A 17471-nucleotide genomic window follows, 5' to 3' on the forward strand; every position below is an offset into this window, starting at 1 on the left:
ATAGTTCTATCTGTTCTATTTGTTGAAAACTGTTATTCTCCGATAGCTCTTGCCAGCGCCTTAAACTGCTCGCCTCTATCTTCCATGTTCTTGAAGAGGTCGAAACTTGCGCAGCATGGGCTGAGGAGTACGGTATCGCCCGGCTTTGCCAATTCCTGGCAGGCTGCCACGCAATCCTTCATGCTGTGAGTGTCGCGTACAGGGATGCCGAGTGCGTCAAAGTTGTCGTGCAACTTCTGGTTGTCGGCTCCGAGATATACGATACCAGCACATTTCTCCTTTACCAGGTCCTTGATCTGGTTATAGTCATTTCCCTTATCCTTACCGCCGATGATGAGGATGGTAGGGGTGGTCATACTCTCCAGCGCATACCAGCAGGCATCTACGTTGGTAGCCTTTGAATCGTTCACATAGTAAACGCCCTGGAACTTGCCTACTTTCTCCAGACGGTGCTCTACACCAGGGAAGTCGCTCAAGCCTTTGTGCAGGGTCTCGTGGTTGATGCCTACGATGTTGCATGCCAGACCTGCAGCCAGACTGTTATAAATGTTATGCTTGCCGCTTAGACTCATGTCTGCCTGTGGCATTTCGAAGTCTGAAGGGAAGTTGAGTTTGTATTTGCCGTCTTCGATAAAGCCAACACAACCCTCCTCCTTGAACTCAGAGAATGGGCAGAGATGTGACTTGAGGTTGTACTTAGCCAGCTCCTTTGTAACGATAGGATCATCGTTCCAGAAGATGAAGCTGTCTTCTTCTGTCTGGTTCTGGGTGATGCGCATCTTGGCATCGGTATAGTTCTGCATCTTAAACTCATAGCGGTCCAGATGGTCTGGAGTGATGTTGAGCAGGATGGCCACATTGGCACGGAACTTATACATATTGTCGAGTTGGAAACTGCTCAGCTCGATGACGTAGTACTTATGAGGAGTTTCAGCCACCTGAAGGGCCAGACTCTTTCCGATGTTGCCTGCCAGACCTACATCATAGCCAGCCGACTTGATGATGTGGTAAATCAGCGAGGTAGTGGTTGTCTTACCGTTACTTCCCGTGATACAGATCATCTTGGCATCAGTATATCTGCCCGCAAATTCTATTTCGCTAATGATAGGTGTACCCTTAGCCATCAGTTTCTGTATCATAGGTGCTTCCTTAGGAATACCCGGACTCTTGATGACTTCATCTGCATCTAAAATCTTTTCTTCTGTATGGTGACCTTCTTCCCATTCGATGTTGTGGTCATCCATCAACTTCTTGTAGTTATCCTTGATCTTTGACATGTCTGAAACAAAGACCTCGAATCCCTCTTTCTTTGCCAGCACGGCTGCACCTGCGCCACTTTCGCCAGCTCCTAAAATTACAATTTTGCTCATTGTCTTATTCTCTATACTTGTCGGGCTGATAAGAGCCTGTATTTTATCTGATCTTCAATGTGATGATGGTCAATGCTGCCAGAATGATGGTTACAATCCAGAAACGGATGGTAATCTTTGATTCATGGAAGCAGTTGCGAGGCTTCTTCCACAGATACTTGCAGTCAGGATCCAGCTGACTGTCCTGTGTGCGGAAGTTGTCGTGGATAGGTGTGCGCTTGAAGATACGCTGCTTTACACCTCTCCGCTTTCCTATCTTGTAATAGTAAACCTGCATCATCACGCTGAGGCTTTCTACGAAGAAAATACCGCAGAGGATAGGCAGCATCAGCTCCTTGTGGATGATGATGGCACCTACTGCGATGATACCGCCGATGGTCAGCGAACCCGTATCGCCCATGAATACCTGGGCAGGGTAGGCGTTGTACCAGAGGAAACCGATGAGGGCTCCGATGAAGGCACAGAAGAATACTACCAGTTCCTCAGAACCAGGAATATACATGATATTGAGGTAGGCGGCAAACTCGATGTGCGACGACACATACGCAAGTATGCCTAGCGCCACACCTATGATGGCGGAGTTTCCGGCACACATTCCGTCCATACCATCGTTGAGGTTGGCACCGTTTGATACGGCTGTTACAACGAAGATGGTCATGATGACGAAGAGAATCCAGCCTGCTGCTACCTTGTACTTACCGCAGAAACTGGTGATGCTGGAATAGTCGAGGTTGTGTCCCTTGACGAATGGGATGGTAGTCTTCAGCGATTTTCTTGCTTCCGTACGATGCTTTACCACCGTTTCCTGTCCCTGTTGCTCGATGGCGAGGTTCTCGTTCATCTTTACATCAGGTGAAGACCAGAGTACCAGTCCCACGATCAGGCCGATGCCAATCTGTCCTATAATCTTATATTTGCCCTTCAATCCCTCCTTGTCGCGCTTGAATATCTTGATGAAGTCGTCCATTCCACCGAGAAAGCCGAGCCATACGGTGGTGATGATCATCAGGATCAGATAGATGTTGCGCAAACGTCCGAGTAACAGTACCGGTACGAGGATAGCCAGGATGATGATGACACCACCCATAGAAGGAACGCCAATCTTCTTGACACCGAACGGGTCGATGCTGGCATCGCGCTGTGTCTCTGTAATTTGCTTGCTCTTGAGATACTTGATGAATTTCTCGCCGAACCAGGCAGAGATTACCAATGATAAAATCAGCGCAAGCAGGGCACGGAATGAGATGTAGCCCCACATGTGAGAACCTGTGATGCCCCACTGCTCCAGAAATCTAAAGAGATAGTATAACATTTTTCTTTCTTTTCTTAATTGATTTTACTTCTGTGAAATTCCGAAGATGTCGCGAATCACCTCCTTATCGTCAAAGTGGTGCTTTACGCCCTTGATTTCCTGATAATCTTCGTGTCCCTTACCGGCTACGAGAATCACGTCGCCCTTCTTTGCCAGCATGCAGGCTGTGCGGATGGCTTCCTTGCGGTCTACGATGCTGATTACCTTCTTCATCTGCTGGGCATTGAGTCCGGCAAGCATGTCGTTGATGATGTCCTGTGGCTCTTCGAAGCGTGGATTGTCGCTGGTGATGATTACCTTATCGCTCTGCTTTACAGCCTCCTGTGCCATCAATGGGCGCTTGCCCTTGTCACGGTTGCCACCGGCACCGCAAACGGTGATGACTTCTCCGCCCTTGCCTTCGAGCACTTCGTGGATGGCATTCAATACGTTCTCCAGTGCATCTGGTGTATGGGCATAGTCAACAATGGCGGTATAACCTTCTGGTGACTGGATTGGTTCCAGTCTTCCGCTTACGCTGTGAAGGGTACTCATCACTACGAGTACATCCTCTGGCTTCTTGCCGAGCATAATGGCTGCACCATATACGGCGAGCAGGTTGCTCACGTTGAACTTACCGATGAACTGTACGCCCACTTCTCTGCCGTCAATCTCCAGATACATGCCGCCGAAGTGACACTCCAGGATTCTGGCTCTGAAGTCTGCCATGCTGCGGGTAGAGTAGGTTTTCACGGTAGCCTTGGTGTTCTGTACCATGATCATGCCGTTCTTGTCGTCGGCATTGGTAATGGCAAAGGCAGTCTTAGGCAGTCCGTCGAAGAAAGCCTTCTTGGCGTTACGGTAGTTCTCGAATGTCTTGTGATAATCGAGATGGTCGCGGGTCAGGTTGGTGAACAAGCCTCCGGCAAACTGTAGACCTCCGATACGCTTCTGTGCGATGGCGTGAGAAGAGCACTCCATGAAGGCATACTCGCAGCCTGCCTCTACCATCTTGCCCAGGAGCATGTTCAGCTCGATAGGGTCTGGGGTGGTATGGTCTGCAGGGATAGCCTCGTCCTCAATGTAGTTGCAGACGGTAGAGAGCAAGCCACACTTATGGCCGAACTTGCGGAACATATTATATAATAAGGTGGCAATGGTGGTCTTACCATTGGTACCTGTTACGCCTACCAGTTTGAGCTTTCTTGAAGGGTCGCCGTAGAAGAGGGTTGCTACCTTGCCGACAGCATCCTCGGTCGAAGCGACCTGAATGTAAGTTACGCCCTCAACTTTCTCTTCAGGCATGTCTTCGCACAAAACCGACTTTGCGCCCAGTTCCAATGCCTTTGGAATAAACTTGTGACCGTCAACCTGCGTTCCCTTCATGGCAACGAAGAGATGACCTTCCTTAATCTTGCGAGAGTCGATGTTTACTCCCGTAACCTCTACATCAGCATCGCCGATTATCTGAACCGGCTCGATGTTTTTGAGTAATTCTTGTAACTTCATATCCTGTTTCTGTTTTATATTCTATATATTTTTTATCTACACCTTATTATATATAGGGCTTCAGATAACTGTTTCTGAGTTTTATTCGAGCACAATGCTGCATACGACACCTTTCTTGATGACCGTTCCCGGCACCAGACTCTGCTTTACTACCTTTCCTCTACCTGTAATCTGGGTTTTGATGCCCCGGCTCTCCATATTGTAGATAGCGTCTCGGGCTCCCATTCCGGTAACGTCGGGTACAATCGTCTTGCCGTATTGCTTCTCCCTGATGAGCTTGATGCTGTGGTTACCCACGCGCTCTGCCTTGCCCCAGATAGGGTTGCCATCGGCATAGCTGCCACTCCAGTTGGCATTGGTCTTGATGCCGAGGTGGCTGAGCACATAGTTGGCAGCAAGGATATTGCCAGCCTTTACGTCAGGAACGAAGACGGATGCTGAGTCGCGGGCGTCCTTTACGTCAACTTTCAGACTCTGCGCCATGATGCCTTCTGAAATCTCATGGAACACCTTACCGCACATCGTACCGCCCGAAGCAGGCAAACCGGATTTCTGTATGCAGACGATACAGCTGTAGCGTGGCGCATCGGCAGGGAAGTAGCCTGCGAAACTGATGAGATAGCTGGTTCCGCCACTCTTATATCCACCGGCACCTTTTGAAATCTGGGCTGTACCGGTCTTTCCTGCCACTTTGAAGTTAGGCGAACCGGCTTTCTTTCCCAGTCCCACGCTTACCACCTGTTCCAGGATGGTTTGCAGTTCCTTGATGCTCTTCTCCTTGGCTATCTGCTGGCGCATCACTTCAGGAGGAAATTCCATGATGGTTTCTCCGTTCTTCATTACCTTGCTCACGAATCTTGGTCGCATCATCTTGCCGTTGTTGGCGATGGTGTTGTAGAAGGTGAGGGTAGAGATAGGCGGTATCTGGGTCTCATATCCGATACTCATCCATGGCAAACTGGTCTTTGCCCAGTTGTCATACTGTCCGTTCTTGTTTCTGTGCGGCATGCGGATTCTGGCTGGTGTTGCTCCCACCAGCGGAATCTTCAGGTCGTCGTGCAGACCGGTACGGTAGATACCCTTTACGAATTTCTCCGGGTTGTTGCGGTAATGGTCGTCTATGATGCGGCTCACACCGATGTTCGAACTGTACCACAGGGTCTGTGCGAGGGTCAGCATTCCGTATCCGCCTTTTCGCCAGTTGTGGTCTTTCATTTCTCTGCCGTACATCGGCCATATACCGCCACCGGTTTCTACGTGATAGGTCGTGTCTACCACTCCGTCGTCCAGCGCTACGAGGATAGAGGCTGGCTTGAACACCGAACCTGGCTCCAGAAGGTCGCTCACGGCATGGTTGTGGATTTCTCTGTATTCGCCGTCGAAACATTTCTCCATGTTTACGATGGCCTTGATGTCGCCCGTAGGTACATCCATCACGATGGCTACACCCACATTGGCGTTGATTTCCTTCAGCTCGTCGATGAGTGAGCGTTCGGCAAGGTCTTGCATGCTCACATCAATGGTGGTCACGATATCGGCTCCGTCAATAGGAGGGGTATCGGTAATGTCGAGGAACTTGTTGCGCACCTTGCGGCGATGCACGATACCGTTGGTGCCTCGCAGAATGGAGTCGTAACTCAGCTCCAGACCGAAGCGGGCGGTATCCTTGGCGCCATACATGGCTCCGATGGTACGGCCTGCCAGCGAACCGTAAGTTCTGGTTCGGGCATTATATTCTTCCCAGTGGAAACCGCTCTGGTAGGGTTTCAGGCGGAATACAGGGATGTCCTTTATTTCGGTGAAGGTGTTATAGTCTACACGCTTCGGATAAACCGGCCAGTGGCGGCTCATCTTGGCGCGACCTTCGGTGAGGTGCTTCTTGAAATCAGACTCGCTCAGATTCGGGAATATCTGGTGCAGGCAAAGACAGATGGAGTCTTGCTTGGCATCCCACAGCGAGTCGTTTTCTGCATCTTTCAGCGCCTTGAAGTCCATGAAAACCTTAAACTCCGGCAGCGAACTTGCCATCAGCTGTCCTGTGCAGCTCAAGATGTTGCCTCGGTTTGGCTTTACGGTCACGGAATCCTTCTTCTGCCGTTCTGCCACCTTCATCCAGTAATCATGCTTGGCGGTCATGATGTAGAGCGCTTTACCCACTACGGCTATGGCGAAAATCGTCATGATGATGGCGATGGCGCTGTAGCGGGGCATTACTTTCTTGTGATCAAATTTGCTGCTCATTCCTCGGGTACGTTTATGATATATGGAGGTTGGGTAGCGATGTGCAGCACGCTGTCTTTGTTGTTTTTCAGCATGTCGAGCACATTACTTTCACGACTCTTCTCTGTTATCTGGCTGCTTGTAGACAGCGCTTTGTATTTGGTGTCTTGCAGTTCTTTCTGCAGTTTGTCCAACTCGATGATATCGTTCTGGATATTGTATCGGTTGGATATGTAGATAATGACAAAAAACACGATGAGGATAACGAGCCATATCTGCCGGCGTATGATCTGTGCGGTAAGAATGTCTCCACCCAGAATCTTTCGCAGCGTAAAGCTCGATGATCCTGAAGCCTCTTCCTCAATGGCTTGCTTGGCAATCACTTCCTTGAGCGAAGCCTGTGGAGCCTCCTCCTGCTGTGGCTCCTGCTGCGGAGTTTTCTGCTTCGGCGGTTCCTGTGATGCCTGTGCCTTTTCTTCGGCTATAGGCTTCTCACTGATGTTTATGTCTTTATCGTTTATCATTTCTTTTCTGCTATTCTTAGTTTGGCGCTTCTGCTCCTAGGGTTTCTTTCCTGCTCGTCGGCATCGGGAACGATTACCTTGTTGTTCACGAGTTTGAAAGGGGTTTCTATTCTTCCGAAGAAGTCCTGCTCTATCTTGCCTTCTGCATTGCCCGCTTTCATCATGTTCTTTACGATTCTGTCTTCCAGCGAGTGATAGGTGATGACGCTGAGCCTGCCTCCCGGTTTCAGAAGTTCCGTGGCTGAGCGGAGCATCTCTTTCAGGGCGTCCATCTCGTGGTTCACTTCTATGCGCAGCGCCTGGAAGAGCTTTGCCATGTCTTTCTTCTCGCGTTCCCGCTTGAAGAGGGGCTCTACGGCTGCCATGAAGTCTTTGGTGGTGAGGATGGGCTTCTCGGCTCTTGCCTTGACGAGTGCTGAGGCGATGCGGCGCGAGTTCTTCAGCTCACCGTATAGGTAGAAGATGTCGGCAAGGGCACCTTCGTCATATTCGTTTACGATGTCGGCAGCAGTCTTGCCAGCACGTTTGTTCATGCGCATGTCGAGTGGGGAGTCGAAACGGAAGGAGAAACCGCGGGTCTCGTCATCGAAGTGATGGCTCGATACGCCAAGGTCGGCTAACAGTCCGTCGAGTCCGTCTACCCCGTAGTAGCGCATCCAGTTTTTCAGGAATCTGAAGTTGGAGCATACGAAGGTGAAGTTCTCGTTTGCCACCACGTTGCGCTCTGCATCGGCGTCCTGGTCGAAACTGTACAGGTGCGCTCCCTCCGTCAGGCGCGACAGAATCTCTCTGGAATGTCCGCCGCCACCGAAGGTTACGTCTACATAGATGCCTCCTGGCTGTATGTTCAACCCGTCAACGCTCTCCTTGAGGAGCACCGGTACGTGATATGTTTCTGCTGTCTTTATCATATATCTTTTTGCTGTCTTATCGCGTTATAATATTGCGTGCGTACTTATTAGTGTATAAATTTGGGTTCAAAGGTACATAAAAATCTCCATATAGCCTTACATTTTCCCACAAAATTTATAAAACTTAATGAAAAAGTTGTTTTTGGTCAACTTCACCTTCCTGTTTCGGGCATCGCCTTTTTGTTCTCATCAAGTGTGATGTTTTTGCAAAAATACGTGCAAAATGGGCTCGATTTGTCGTGATAGTTTAAAAAAACTAATAAATTTTCGCTTTTTTGCTATTTTTTTGGAAAAAATGGCACGTATTTGAAAAAGTTGAGTTACTTTTGCACTAACTTATATAAGTTTTAGCAAACATGAGTGAATCAATAGAGAAAACGATAGACATAGATAAGATTCTTAAGAGCAAGATGGGAAGCAAGGTGAAATTCGTACCGCGCTTCCTGGTTTCCTGGCTCAAGAAGATTATTCACGAGGACGAGGTGAACAGGTTCTTGTGGGAGAGCCGTGGCCTTTCGGGTACTGAATGGCTCACCGAATGTGTGCGCTATCTGAAGATGGATGTTGAAATCGTAGGCTTGGAAAACCTGCCTGACAAGAACGACGGCAAGCTCTATACCTTTGTTTCCAATCATCCTCTGGGCGGACAGGACGGCGTATGTCTCGGTTCCATCATCGGCAAGCACTATGATGGCAAGTTCCGCTATCTGGTGAATGATCTTCTGCTCAACTTGCCGGGTTTGAAACCTGTAAGTATCGGCATCAACAAGACGGGTCGCCAGAGCCGCGATTTCCCCCGGATGGTGGAGGCGGGCTTCAAGAGTGATAACCACATGCTGATGTTTCCGGCAGGCTTGAACAGCCGCAAGCGCAAGGATGGAACCATCCATGACCTGCCTTGGAAGAAGACGTTTATCTCTAAGAGTGTAGAATATCAGCGCGATGTGGTGCCTATCCATTTCGGAGGGCGCAACTCTGAGCGTTTCTACCGCATCGCCCGATTTAGCGACAAGTATCTGCCGTTCAATCTCGCCATGCTGTTCCTGGTTGACGAGATGTACAGGAATGTGGGCAAGCATTTCCGCATCTCCATCGGCAAACCGATTCCTTGGCAGACTTTTGATAAGAGCAAGTCGGCTACAGAGTGGGCGCAGTATGTTGAAGACAGGGTTTATGAACTTTAATGGTTCGCAAAACCCGGAAGAATTGTTTTATATTAACGAAATCGTAGAATCATAGCATATAAGAAGAGTAATATGGAAGAAGAAATCATCCAACCGATTGACCGTGAGCTCCTGAAGAGCGAGCTTACACCCGACAAACAACTGAGAATGACCAATAAGAGCCATAACGAGATTTACATCGTTACGGCAAATGATTCGCCTAATGTGCTGAAAGAGATTGGTCGACTTCGTGAAATCGCTTTCCGCGAAGCGGGAGGCGGAACGGGCAAATCTATGGATCTTGATGAGTTCGACTTTGGTGACAACTGTTACAAGCAGCTGATTGTCTGGAATCCTGAAGCCGATGAGATTATCGGCGGTTACCGTTATCTTCTGGGTAAGGACTGGCTGCTCGATGAGAAGGGACAGCCTAAGCTGGCAACCAGCCACATGTTCCATTTCTCCGACAAGTTCCTCAAGGAGTATATGCCTTATACCGTAGAGTTGGGCCGTTCCTTCGTTTCGCTCGAATATCAGAATGTGCGTACCAACACCAAGAGCATCTTTGCTCTTGACAATCTCTGGGATGGTTTGGGCGCCTTGACGGTTCTCTATCCGGAAGTAAAATATTTCTTCGGCAAGATGACGATGTATCCGTCTTACATCCGTCGTGGCCGCGACATGATTCTCTATTTCCTCAAGAAGCATTTTGATGACAAGGAGAACCTCGTAATCCCGATGAAACCGCTGAAATTGGATACTCCGGAGAGTGATTTGGCAGCCATCTTTACAGAAGATGACTTCAAGGCAGACTATCGTATCCTGAACCGTGAGGTTCGCAAGTTGGGTTATAATATCCCTCCTCTTGTTAATGCCTACATGAGTCTGAGTCCTACGATGAAGCTTTTCGGTACCGCCATCAACTATGGCTTTGGTGATGTAGAGGAGACCGGTATCCTCATCGCCATCGATGAGATTCTCGAAGAGAAGCGAGTTCGCCACATCAATAGTTTTATTAAGGAACATCCTGAGGCTCTCAAGATTACGAGCGGAGCCAATAATTTGATTTATAAGGAAAAAGAAATTTAATTCAAGTTTCGCATGTAAGCTTCACACGCCCCAGGCATCAGAACACCATCATGTCCCCACATGTCCAAGGCATCAGAACACCATCATGTCCCCACACGCCCAAGGCATCAGAACACCGTCATGTCCCCACATGTCCAAGGCATCAGAACACCATCATGTCCCCACACGCCCCAGGCATCAGAACACCATCATGTTCCCACACGCCCTGAAAGGGCAGAAGCTCCTAGCCCAGGGCAACGCCCTGGGTAATTACGAACACAAACCTGTCGCCCTGTAAGGGCAAAAGCTTTCAGATACCAGGCAATCAACAAAGCTTTTGCCCTTACAGGGCGTCTTGCTGATTGCTATTATACCCAGGGCGATGCCCTGGGCTAGGAGCTTCTGCCCTTTCAGGGCGTGCTGCTTCTGGAACTTTTGGGCCTTCAGCCCGTACCTGAACCACTTGCGAAAGTTCAGTAAGCTAAAAAGAGGGCGCTACCTTATACAATAGGCAGACTGATTCCGTTGATCTTCTGATAGATGTCGAGCGCATAGATGTCGGTCATGCCGCTGATATAATCAATTACCGCCATGATGCGTTCCTCCAGATTCTCGTTCTCTATATCATACTGGCTGCTCACCCGGCGCAAGAGCTGCTTGGAGTAGAAGCGCGATGGGTTGACGGCAGCTTCGATGAAAACCTCCATCAGAGTTGCCATGATTTGATAACCCGACAGTTCTATGTCGAGTACCGGCTTGCTTTGGTAAATCTTAGAGTAGGAGATCTTCTCACATTCCTTATATGCCTTTTTCTGGCGCTCGGAAATATGGTCGATGAGACTGCCCTCGAAAGTTCCGGCAAGGATTTCCTCCTCGTGCGCCAGGAAGGCTGCCACACATTCGTTCTCCAGTTTGCCGATGACGCTGGCTCTCATGTAAACCACTTTCTCGTTTTCGTCACTCAGTTCTTCGTCGATGATGCGCTGGCGTATCTTCTGCTGGATTTCTTCATCGAAGAAACTCAGCAGCAAGTGTTCGGTCTCAGCAAAGGAAAGAATCTTGAGCTTATGGGAGTCTTCGATGTCCATGATTTCGTAGCAGATATCGTCGGCAGCTTCTACCATATATACAAGTGGATGGCGGGCGTATTTGAGAGGCTCACCCGGTGCAGATTTGCAAAAAATGCCCAATTCATCGGCAATTTTCCTGTAAGATTCCGCTTCTGAAGCAAAGAAACCGAATTTGCCGTGGTTGCCGGCAAGACAGCTTGCAAACGGGTATTTTACGATGGAAGCAAGCATGGAATAGGTCATGACGAAACCACCCTGACGGCGCCCCTTGAACCGGTGGGTCAGGATTCTGAAGGCATTTGCGTTACCTTCGAAATGCGTAATATCATCCCAAAACTCCGATGAAACCATTGATTTTATCTTCTGACCCGGTCCTTCAGAGAAGAAAGTCTGGATGGCTTTCTCGCCGGAATGACCAAAAGGCGGATTACCCAAATCATGTGCCAGACAGGCTGCACTTACGATGGTACCAATCTCCTCGACGAGCGTATCCTTCAGTTCAGGCCGCTTCTGGATGACACGTCGAGAAATGTCGTTACCTATCGACATGCCCACACTCGCCACCTCCAGACTGTGGGTGAGGCGGTTGTGAACGAAGATGCTGCCCGGCAATGGGAAAACCTGCGTCTTGTTCTGCAGGCGGCGGAATGCCGATGAAAAGATAAGACGGTCGTAATCGCGCTTGAATTCAGAGCGATCATCATGGCGCTCGGCATGCTTATGCTCCTGTCCGAAACGCTTGTTGGATATCAGTTGTTTCCATTCCATATTATTGTATTACTTGATTCTGTAGCGCAAAAATACACTAAAGTAAGCACAAATCAAAATAAAATATGATAAATTACATGTTTTTATCCTCAAAAATTCATTTATTCCATCAAAATTGCTTATTTTTGCAGATTATTAAACTCAGACACAGATAAAAAAGAAGAAGTCATGATAAAAGTACAGATTATCAACAAGGGGCATCAGCCTCTACCTGCGTTTGCCACACCTCAGAGTGCCGGCATGGATTTGCGTGCAAATATCGATGAGGCAATCGTGCTTCATCCTATGGAGCGACGACTGGTGCCAACCGGTCTTTATATGGCTTTGCCTGCAGGTTATGAAGCGCAGATCCGTCCTCGCAGCGGTCTGGCTTTGAAGCATGGCATTACCGTATTGAATACGCCGGGAACCATCGATGCCGATTATCGCGGCGAAATCATGGTTCTGCTCATCAATTTCTCTACAGAGGATTTCGTAATCAACGATGGCGAGCGTATAGCCCAGATGGTGCTGGCTAAGCACGAACAATGCGATTTCATCGAGGTTAATGAGCTCGATGAAACCGAACGTGGAGCCGGCGGATACGGTCATACGGGTGTAAAATAACAGATTATTAAAGATAGAATAGAAAGGATTAGAATCGTGAAGATGAATCTTAGAAATATCAGTTGGGCAATGGGGCTGGTCTTGCTGGGTTCGGTAGCCATGCCGTCGCTTGCCCGTAAGAAGAAGGTGCAGCCGGTTCAGAAACCGGCGGTTCAGGAGGATCATCTCTCTCCGAACGACCGCCAGCGCTACAACTATTTCTTCCTGGAGGGAGCGCGCCAGCAGGCTGCCGGCAATTATTCGGCGGCTTTCGACCTCTTTGAGCATGCCAGGAAGATTGACCCGAAGGCGGCTGAAACCTATTTCTATGAGTCGCTTTTCTATTCTCAGCTCAAGCAGGATTCCCTGGCACTTGCCTATATGCAGAAGGCAATAGAACTGAATCCGGAAAACCAGACCTATGCAGAGCAGTTGGGCAGATATTATATAGGTAGCCAGAAATACGATCTTGCCATCGATGCCTATGAGAATCTGTATGCCAAAAACCACGATAATACCGATGCCCTCCGCATCCTGGTTCAGCTTTATTCCCAGAACAAGGATTATAAATCAGTACTCAAAACCATTTCGCGTCTTGAGGTGGAAGAAGGTGAAAGCGAACAGTTTACCCTCTCTAAAATGAGAGTTTATGAACTGATGAACGACAAGAAGGCTGCCTATCAGGAACTGAAGTCGCTGGTAGACCAGCATCCGCTGGATATGCAGTACAAGACAATGCTGGGCAACTGGCTCGTACAGCACGACCGCCAGAAGGAAGCCTACAAGTGCTTTACCGATGTGCTGAAGGAAGAGCCTGACAATTCCTATGCCCAGATGTCGCTTTACGACTATTATAATGCCACCCATCAGGAGCAGCTTGCCGGGCAGATGCTCGATAAGATATTGATGAGTCCGAAATCGGATCTGGAGACCAAGGTGATGATGTACCGCTCTTTCATTCAGAAGAACGAGAGCGAAGGTGGCGATTCTACCAAGGTGATTGCGCTGTTTGACAAGGCGCTCAACGTGGCTCATCCGTCAGCCGATGTGGCAGAGATGAAAGCTGCTTATATGAGTTTGAAGAAGATGCCTGCCGACTCTGTTTGCCGTGCCTTCGAAAAGGTGCTTACCATAGCGCCGGATAATGTGAATGCCAGAATGCAACTCGTACAGATGCTCTGGAACGAGAAGAAATATGACCTGGTTTCCCAGCAATGTAAGGCGGCTCAGGAGTATAATCCCGAAGAAATGGTGTTCTATTACTTCGGTGGAATGGCGTATTATCAGAAAGATAAGGAAGACGAGGCGCTCCGTGAGTTCCGTCTCGGATTGGCGCAGGTGAATGCACAGTCGCCTGCCGACCTGGTATCTGACCTCTATGCCGTAACCGGTGATATCCTTCATAAGAAAGGTGAAGAGCAGGAAGCCTTTGCGGCTTACGACTCCTGCCTGCAATGGAAAGATGACAACGTGATGGCGCTCAACAACTATGCCTACTATCTGAGCGAGAAGGGCGTTGACCTGCATAAGGCTGAGGCGATGAGCTACAAGACCATCAAGGCAGAGCCGAACAACGGTACTTATCTGGATACCTATGCTTGGATTCTCTTTATGGAAGAACGCTATGCTGATGCCAAGACCTATATAGACCAGGCACTCAAAAACCGCGATTCCACCGCAGATAACAGTACGGTTATTGAGCATGCCGGAGATATCTATTATATGAATGGTATGGCCGATGAATCCGTAGATTTCTGGAAGAAAGCCTATACCGGCGAGAACCAGACTGAGGTGCTGGCATGGAAGATTAAGAACAGACAATATATTACCGAAGAAGAACTGAAGAAGCGTAATGCGCCAAAGCAGAAACCTGCCGCTACGAAGAAGTCAGTTAGAAAAGGTAAGAAGAAATAAACGGAAAGTAGAAAAATCAGGAAAGATGAAATATACAATGAAGAAGAATAAGATGATGCTGCTTGCCGCAGCCTGCAGCATCCTGCTCCTCGGTTCTTGCGGAACCAGCAAGAATGTACAGGGCTCTGGCTCCACATCAGCCAGTCATCAGAAAGAGAATGCCACCAAGGGTTCTGGCTCTCGTCAGAGTGAGACGCTCAGGAAGTTGGCTTTCGTACAGAAGGTTTCAGACAATCAGGTGTATACCAGGAATATTGTAGGCAACATGTCGTTTACGCTCCAGGCTGGTGATAAGGACATTACCGTGCCGGGCAAACTGAGCATGCGTAAGGATGAAATCATCCGCATCCAGCTCTTTATTCCTATCCTGGGTACAGAGGTGGGCCGTCTGGAGTTTACTCCCGACCATGTACTTATCATCGACCGTCTGCACAAGGAATATATCAAGGCAGATTATTCCCAGGTAGACTTCCTCAAGAAGCAGGGCATCTCCTTCTATTCTCTGCAGGCTCTCTTCTGGAACCAGCTGCTCCTGCCGGGCGAAAGGACTGTGAAGGAATCAGACCTGAAGAAGTTTGATGCCAGACTGGATGTGGCAGGAGATGCTGTGCCGGTCAGTTTCAGGAACGGCAATATGACCTATGCCTGGACAGCCAACCGCACTACCGGCCGTATCACAGCAGCAGATGTTGTCTATAAGAGTGCGCAGAACGGCACCTCCAATCTCCACGTCGACTACGGCAACTTCAAGAGTGTAGGCGTCAAGATGTTCCCTGCCTCCCTGAATCTGTCGATGACCACTACTGCTACCAGAAAAAAGCAGGAGGCTAAGATCAGTCTGGAATTGAATCAGGTGAAGACCGACAGCAAGTGGAGCACTCAGACAGAGATTTCCAGCAAATACAAGCAGATTTCTCCAGCAGATGTGCTCAGCAAGATATTGAGTATGTAGATGCTCATCAAGAGTTTGAAATTATAGAACATGGGTTTTTAATATAAGAAATGAAGCGAATCTTATTATTCATCATGGCAATCACCTTCTCGCTCGCACCTTTTGCGCAGAAGCATTCTGCCCAGAAGAAGCCGGTGAGAAAGACTGCCGTAACTGCGAAAAAGAAGGCTGCTACTCCTGCCAGAAAGACGAACAGCAGAAGTCATGCGGTCAGAAAGACATACAAACCAGCTGCGCCAACCAGAGCAGAACGCAAGGCGGCAACCTACAGCAATGCCTCTATCCGAGGTTTGCAGGGACAGCGCGCTTCTATCCGGAAGAAGATCAGGGAACAGGAGCAGGCTTTGCAGAGAAATAAGGCGGATGTGAAGAAACGTCTTGAAGACCTGATGGCGCTGAACGGAGAAATAGACCAGCGTCAGAAGAAGATTGACGGTATCCAGAAGGATATCCATCATATTGACGGCAATATCGGCATTCTGCAGGCACAGTTGAAAACGCTTCAGCAACAGTTGCAGGACCGCAAGAACAAGTATATCCGTTCCATGCGCTATATGAGCCGTCATCATACGGTTCAGGACAAGCTGATGTTCATCTTCAGTGCCAAGAATCTGACACAGATGTATCGCCGCCTTTCCTTCATCCGCCAGTATTCTTCCTATCAGAAGGTGCAGGGCGAGGCTGTAAAGGCTAAGCAGAAGCAGGTGAACGAGAAGCACCAGCAGTTGCAGCATGTAAAGGGACATAAGAACACCTTATTATATAAGGGTAAGCAGGAGAAGACGGTTTTGGAAGGTAAGCAGACCCAGCAGCAGGAGATGGTGCAGGGACTGCAGAAACAGCAGAAGACCATTCAGGCTGTCATCGCCGACCAGCGTCAGAAAGATGCGGCAATCAACGCACAGATTGACCGCTTGATTGCTCAGGAAGTAGCCAAGGCTCGTGCCCGTGCTGCTGCCGAGGCTAAGAAGAAGGCCGCTGCCGCTGCTGCCGCCAAGAAACGTGCCGAGGAACTGGCTCGCAAGAAAGCTGCTGCCGAGGCTGCTGCCAGGGAGAATGCCCGTCGTATAGCCGAAGCCAAGGCGCGTGAGGCTGCTGCCGAAGCTGCCCGCAGAAAGGCTGCCGAAGAAGCAAGACTGGCTGCCGAGGCTGCAAGAAAGGCTCAGGAGGAGGCTGCTGCCCAGGCTGCTGCTCAGGCGAAGGCTAAAGCGCAGGCTAGGGCGCGTGCTGCTGCCGAGGCTGCCAAGCGTGCTGCCGCAGAGCAGGCTGCCCGTGAGGCTGCTGCCGAACAGGCTGCAAGAAAGGCGGAGGCTGAAAGACAGGCTGCCGAGTTGAAGGCGAAGATGGATGCGGAACGCAGTACCCGTGAGATTGCCGCTGCCAAGAAGGAGGCACAGGAGGCTTCTACCTTGAGTTCGGTAGACCGCATGCTGAGCGGTGGATTCGAGGCTAACCGTGGTAGATTGCCGATGCCTATCAGTGGCAGTTACCGTGTGGTGAGTCATTTCGGTCAGTATAATGTAGAAGGTTTGAAGGGTGTAACGCTCGACAATAAGGGTATCAATATCCAGGGCAAGCCGGGTTGTGTGGCTCGCAGCATCTACGATGGTGAGGTGAGTGCCGTCTTCGGTTATGGTGGCATGTGGAACGTGCTGGTCCGTCATGGAGCCTACATCTCTGTTTACTGTAATCTGAAATCGGTCAGCGTTCATAAGGGTCAGAAGGTACGTACCCGTCAGGCTTTGGGTAGTGTTGGCTCTGAAAACATCCTCCAGTTCCAGCTTCGCAAGGAGACTGCCAAGCTCAATCCGGAGGCTTGGCTGAGCAGATAATGTATGGCTGAGCCGATAATGTATGAATAGTTGCAGCCGAAAGTTTTGCCCCACACGCCCTGAACCAACGGTCACCGGCCGAAGGGAAAGGTAAAGGGCAGAAGCCCCTGGAAGCAGTACGCCCTGAAAGGGCAGAAGCTCCTAGCCCAGGGCAACGCCCTGGGTATAATAGCAATCAGCAAGTCGCCCTGTAAGGGCAAAAGCTTTGTATATTGCCAGGTATTTGAAAGCTTTTGCCCTTACAGGGCGACAGGTTTGCGTCCGTAATTACCCAGGGCGTTGCCCTGGGCTAGG

13 protein-coding genes are annotated in these 17471 nt (G+C 49.5%); 6 read left to right on the forward strand and 7 right to left on the reverse strand.

The features are described 5' to 3' along the window. Nucleotides 1-32: 32 nt before the first annotated feature. The 6 genes from murD to rsmH form a co-directional block, all read right to left on the reverse strand. Nucleotides 33-1370 carry a UDP-N-acetylmuramoyl-L-alanine--D-glutamate ligase gene (gene murD / locus ONT18_RS13840; protein ID WP_264906217.1) on the reverse strand — a complete coding sequence of 446 codons (1338 nt, stop codon included), beginning with the start codon at nt 1368-1370 and terminating at the stop codon, nt 33-35. 43 nt (nt 1371-1413) lie between these two features. Next, nucleotides 1414-2682: a phospho-N-acetylmuramoyl-pentapeptide-transferase gene (gene mraY, locus ONT18_RS13845; RefSeq protein ID WP_117692957.1), complete on the reverse strand. Its 1269-nt coding sequence runs from the start codon at nt 2680-2682 to the stop codon at nt 1414-1416. Nucleotides 2683-2706: 24 nt separating this feature from the next. Beyond that, the gene (locus tag ONT18_RS13850) at nt 2707-4170 is read right to left on the reverse strand and encodes a UDP-N-acetylmuramoyl-L-alanyl-D-glutamate--2,6-diaminopimelate ligase (protein WP_118067294.1); all 1464 of its coding nucleotides are present in this window, start codon (nt 4168-4170) and stop codon (nt 2707-2709) included. An 81-nt stretch (nt 4171-4251) separates the two neighbouring features. Further along, nucleotides 4252-6411, reverse strand: a complete 2160-nt coding sequence (locus ONT18_RS13855) for a penicillin-binding protein (RefSeq protein ID WP_264906220.1) — start codon at nt 6409-6411, stop codon at nt 4252-4254. Beyond that, complete coding sequence (locus tag ONT18_RS13860) at nt 6408-6914, reverse strand: FtsL-like putative cell division protein (RefSeq protein ID WP_022121285.1); 507 nt, start codon at nt 6912-6914, stop codon at nt 6408-6410. Before ONT18_RS13860 ends, ONT18_RS13855 begins: the two co-directional genes overlap by 4 nt. Next, complete coding sequence (gene rsmH / locus ONT18_RS13865) at nt 6911-7825, reverse strand: 16S rRNA (cytosine(1402)-N(4))-methyltransferase RsmH (protein WP_117692963.1); 915 nt, start codon at nt 7823-7825, stop codon at nt 6911-6913. Before rsmH ends, ONT18_RS13860 begins: the two co-directional genes overlap by 4 nt. Nucleotides 7826-8181: 356 nt before the next feature. Between rsmH and ONT18_RS13870 the strand changes: the two genes are divergently transcribed. Then, on the forward strand, nt 8182-9009 hold the full coding sequence (locus ONT18_RS13870; protein ID WP_118416213.1) for a glycerol acyltransferase: 828 nt from the start codon (nt 8182-8184) through the stop codon (nt 9007-9009). 72 nt (nt 9010-9081) lie between these two features. Beyond that, a complete protein-coding gene (locus ONT18_RS13875) occupies nt 9082-10077 on the forward strand; it encodes a GNAT family N-acetyltransferase (RefSeq protein ID WP_153119036.1) in 996 nt (331 codons plus the stop codon). Nucleotides 10078-10556: 479 nt separating this feature from the next. Here the strand turns inward: ONT18_RS13875 and ONT18_RS13880 are convergent, their stop codons facing one another. Next, the gene (locus ONT18_RS13880) at nt 10557-11894 is read right to left on the reverse strand and encodes a deoxyguanosinetriphosphate triphosphohydrolase (RefSeq protein ID WP_264906225.1); all 1338 of its coding nucleotides are present in this window, start codon (nt 11892-11894) and stop codon (nt 10557-10559) included. Nucleotides 11895-12062: 168 nt separating this feature from the next. Here ONT18_RS13880 and dut point away from each other — a divergent pair, with 168 nt between their 5' ends. Genes dut through ONT18_RS13900 form a run of 4 tightly spaced genes read left to right on the forward strand, consistent with a single transcriptional unit; the run spans nt 12063 to nt 17177 of the window. Then, the gene (dut, locus tag ONT18_RS13885; protein WP_117692971.1) at nt 12063-12500 is read left to right on the forward strand and encodes a dUTP diphosphatase; all 438 of its coding nucleotides are present in this window, start codon (nt 12063-12065) and stop codon (nt 12498-12500) included. Nucleotides 12501-12542: 42 nt separating this feature from the next. Next, the gene (locus ONT18_RS13890) at nt 12543-14393 is read left to right on the forward strand and encodes a tetratricopeptide repeat protein (RefSeq protein WP_264906227.1); all 1851 of its coding nucleotides are present in this window, start codon (nt 12543-12545) and stop codon (nt 14391-14393) included. Between the two features lie 37 nt (nt 14394-14430). Next, the gene (locus ONT18_RS13895) at nt 14431-15345 is read left to right on the forward strand and encodes a DUF4292 domain-containing protein (RefSeq protein ID WP_264906229.1); all 915 of its coding nucleotides are present in this window, start codon (nt 14431-14433) and stop codon (nt 15343-15345) included. A gap of 50 nt (nt 15346-15395) precedes the next feature. Continuing rightward, nucleotides 15396-17177, forward strand: coding sequence for a murein hydrolase activator EnvC family protein (locus ONT18_RS13900; protein WP_264906231.1), 1782 nt, complete (start codon nt 15396-15398; stop codon nt 17175-17177). The last annotated feature ends 294 nt before the right edge of the window (nt 17178-17471 follow it).

Origin of the sequence: Segatella copri, assembly GCF_026015295.1 — a bacterium.
GTDB lineage: Bacteria > Bacteroidota > Bacteroidia > Bacteroidales > Bacteroidaceae > Prevotella > Prevotella copri_C.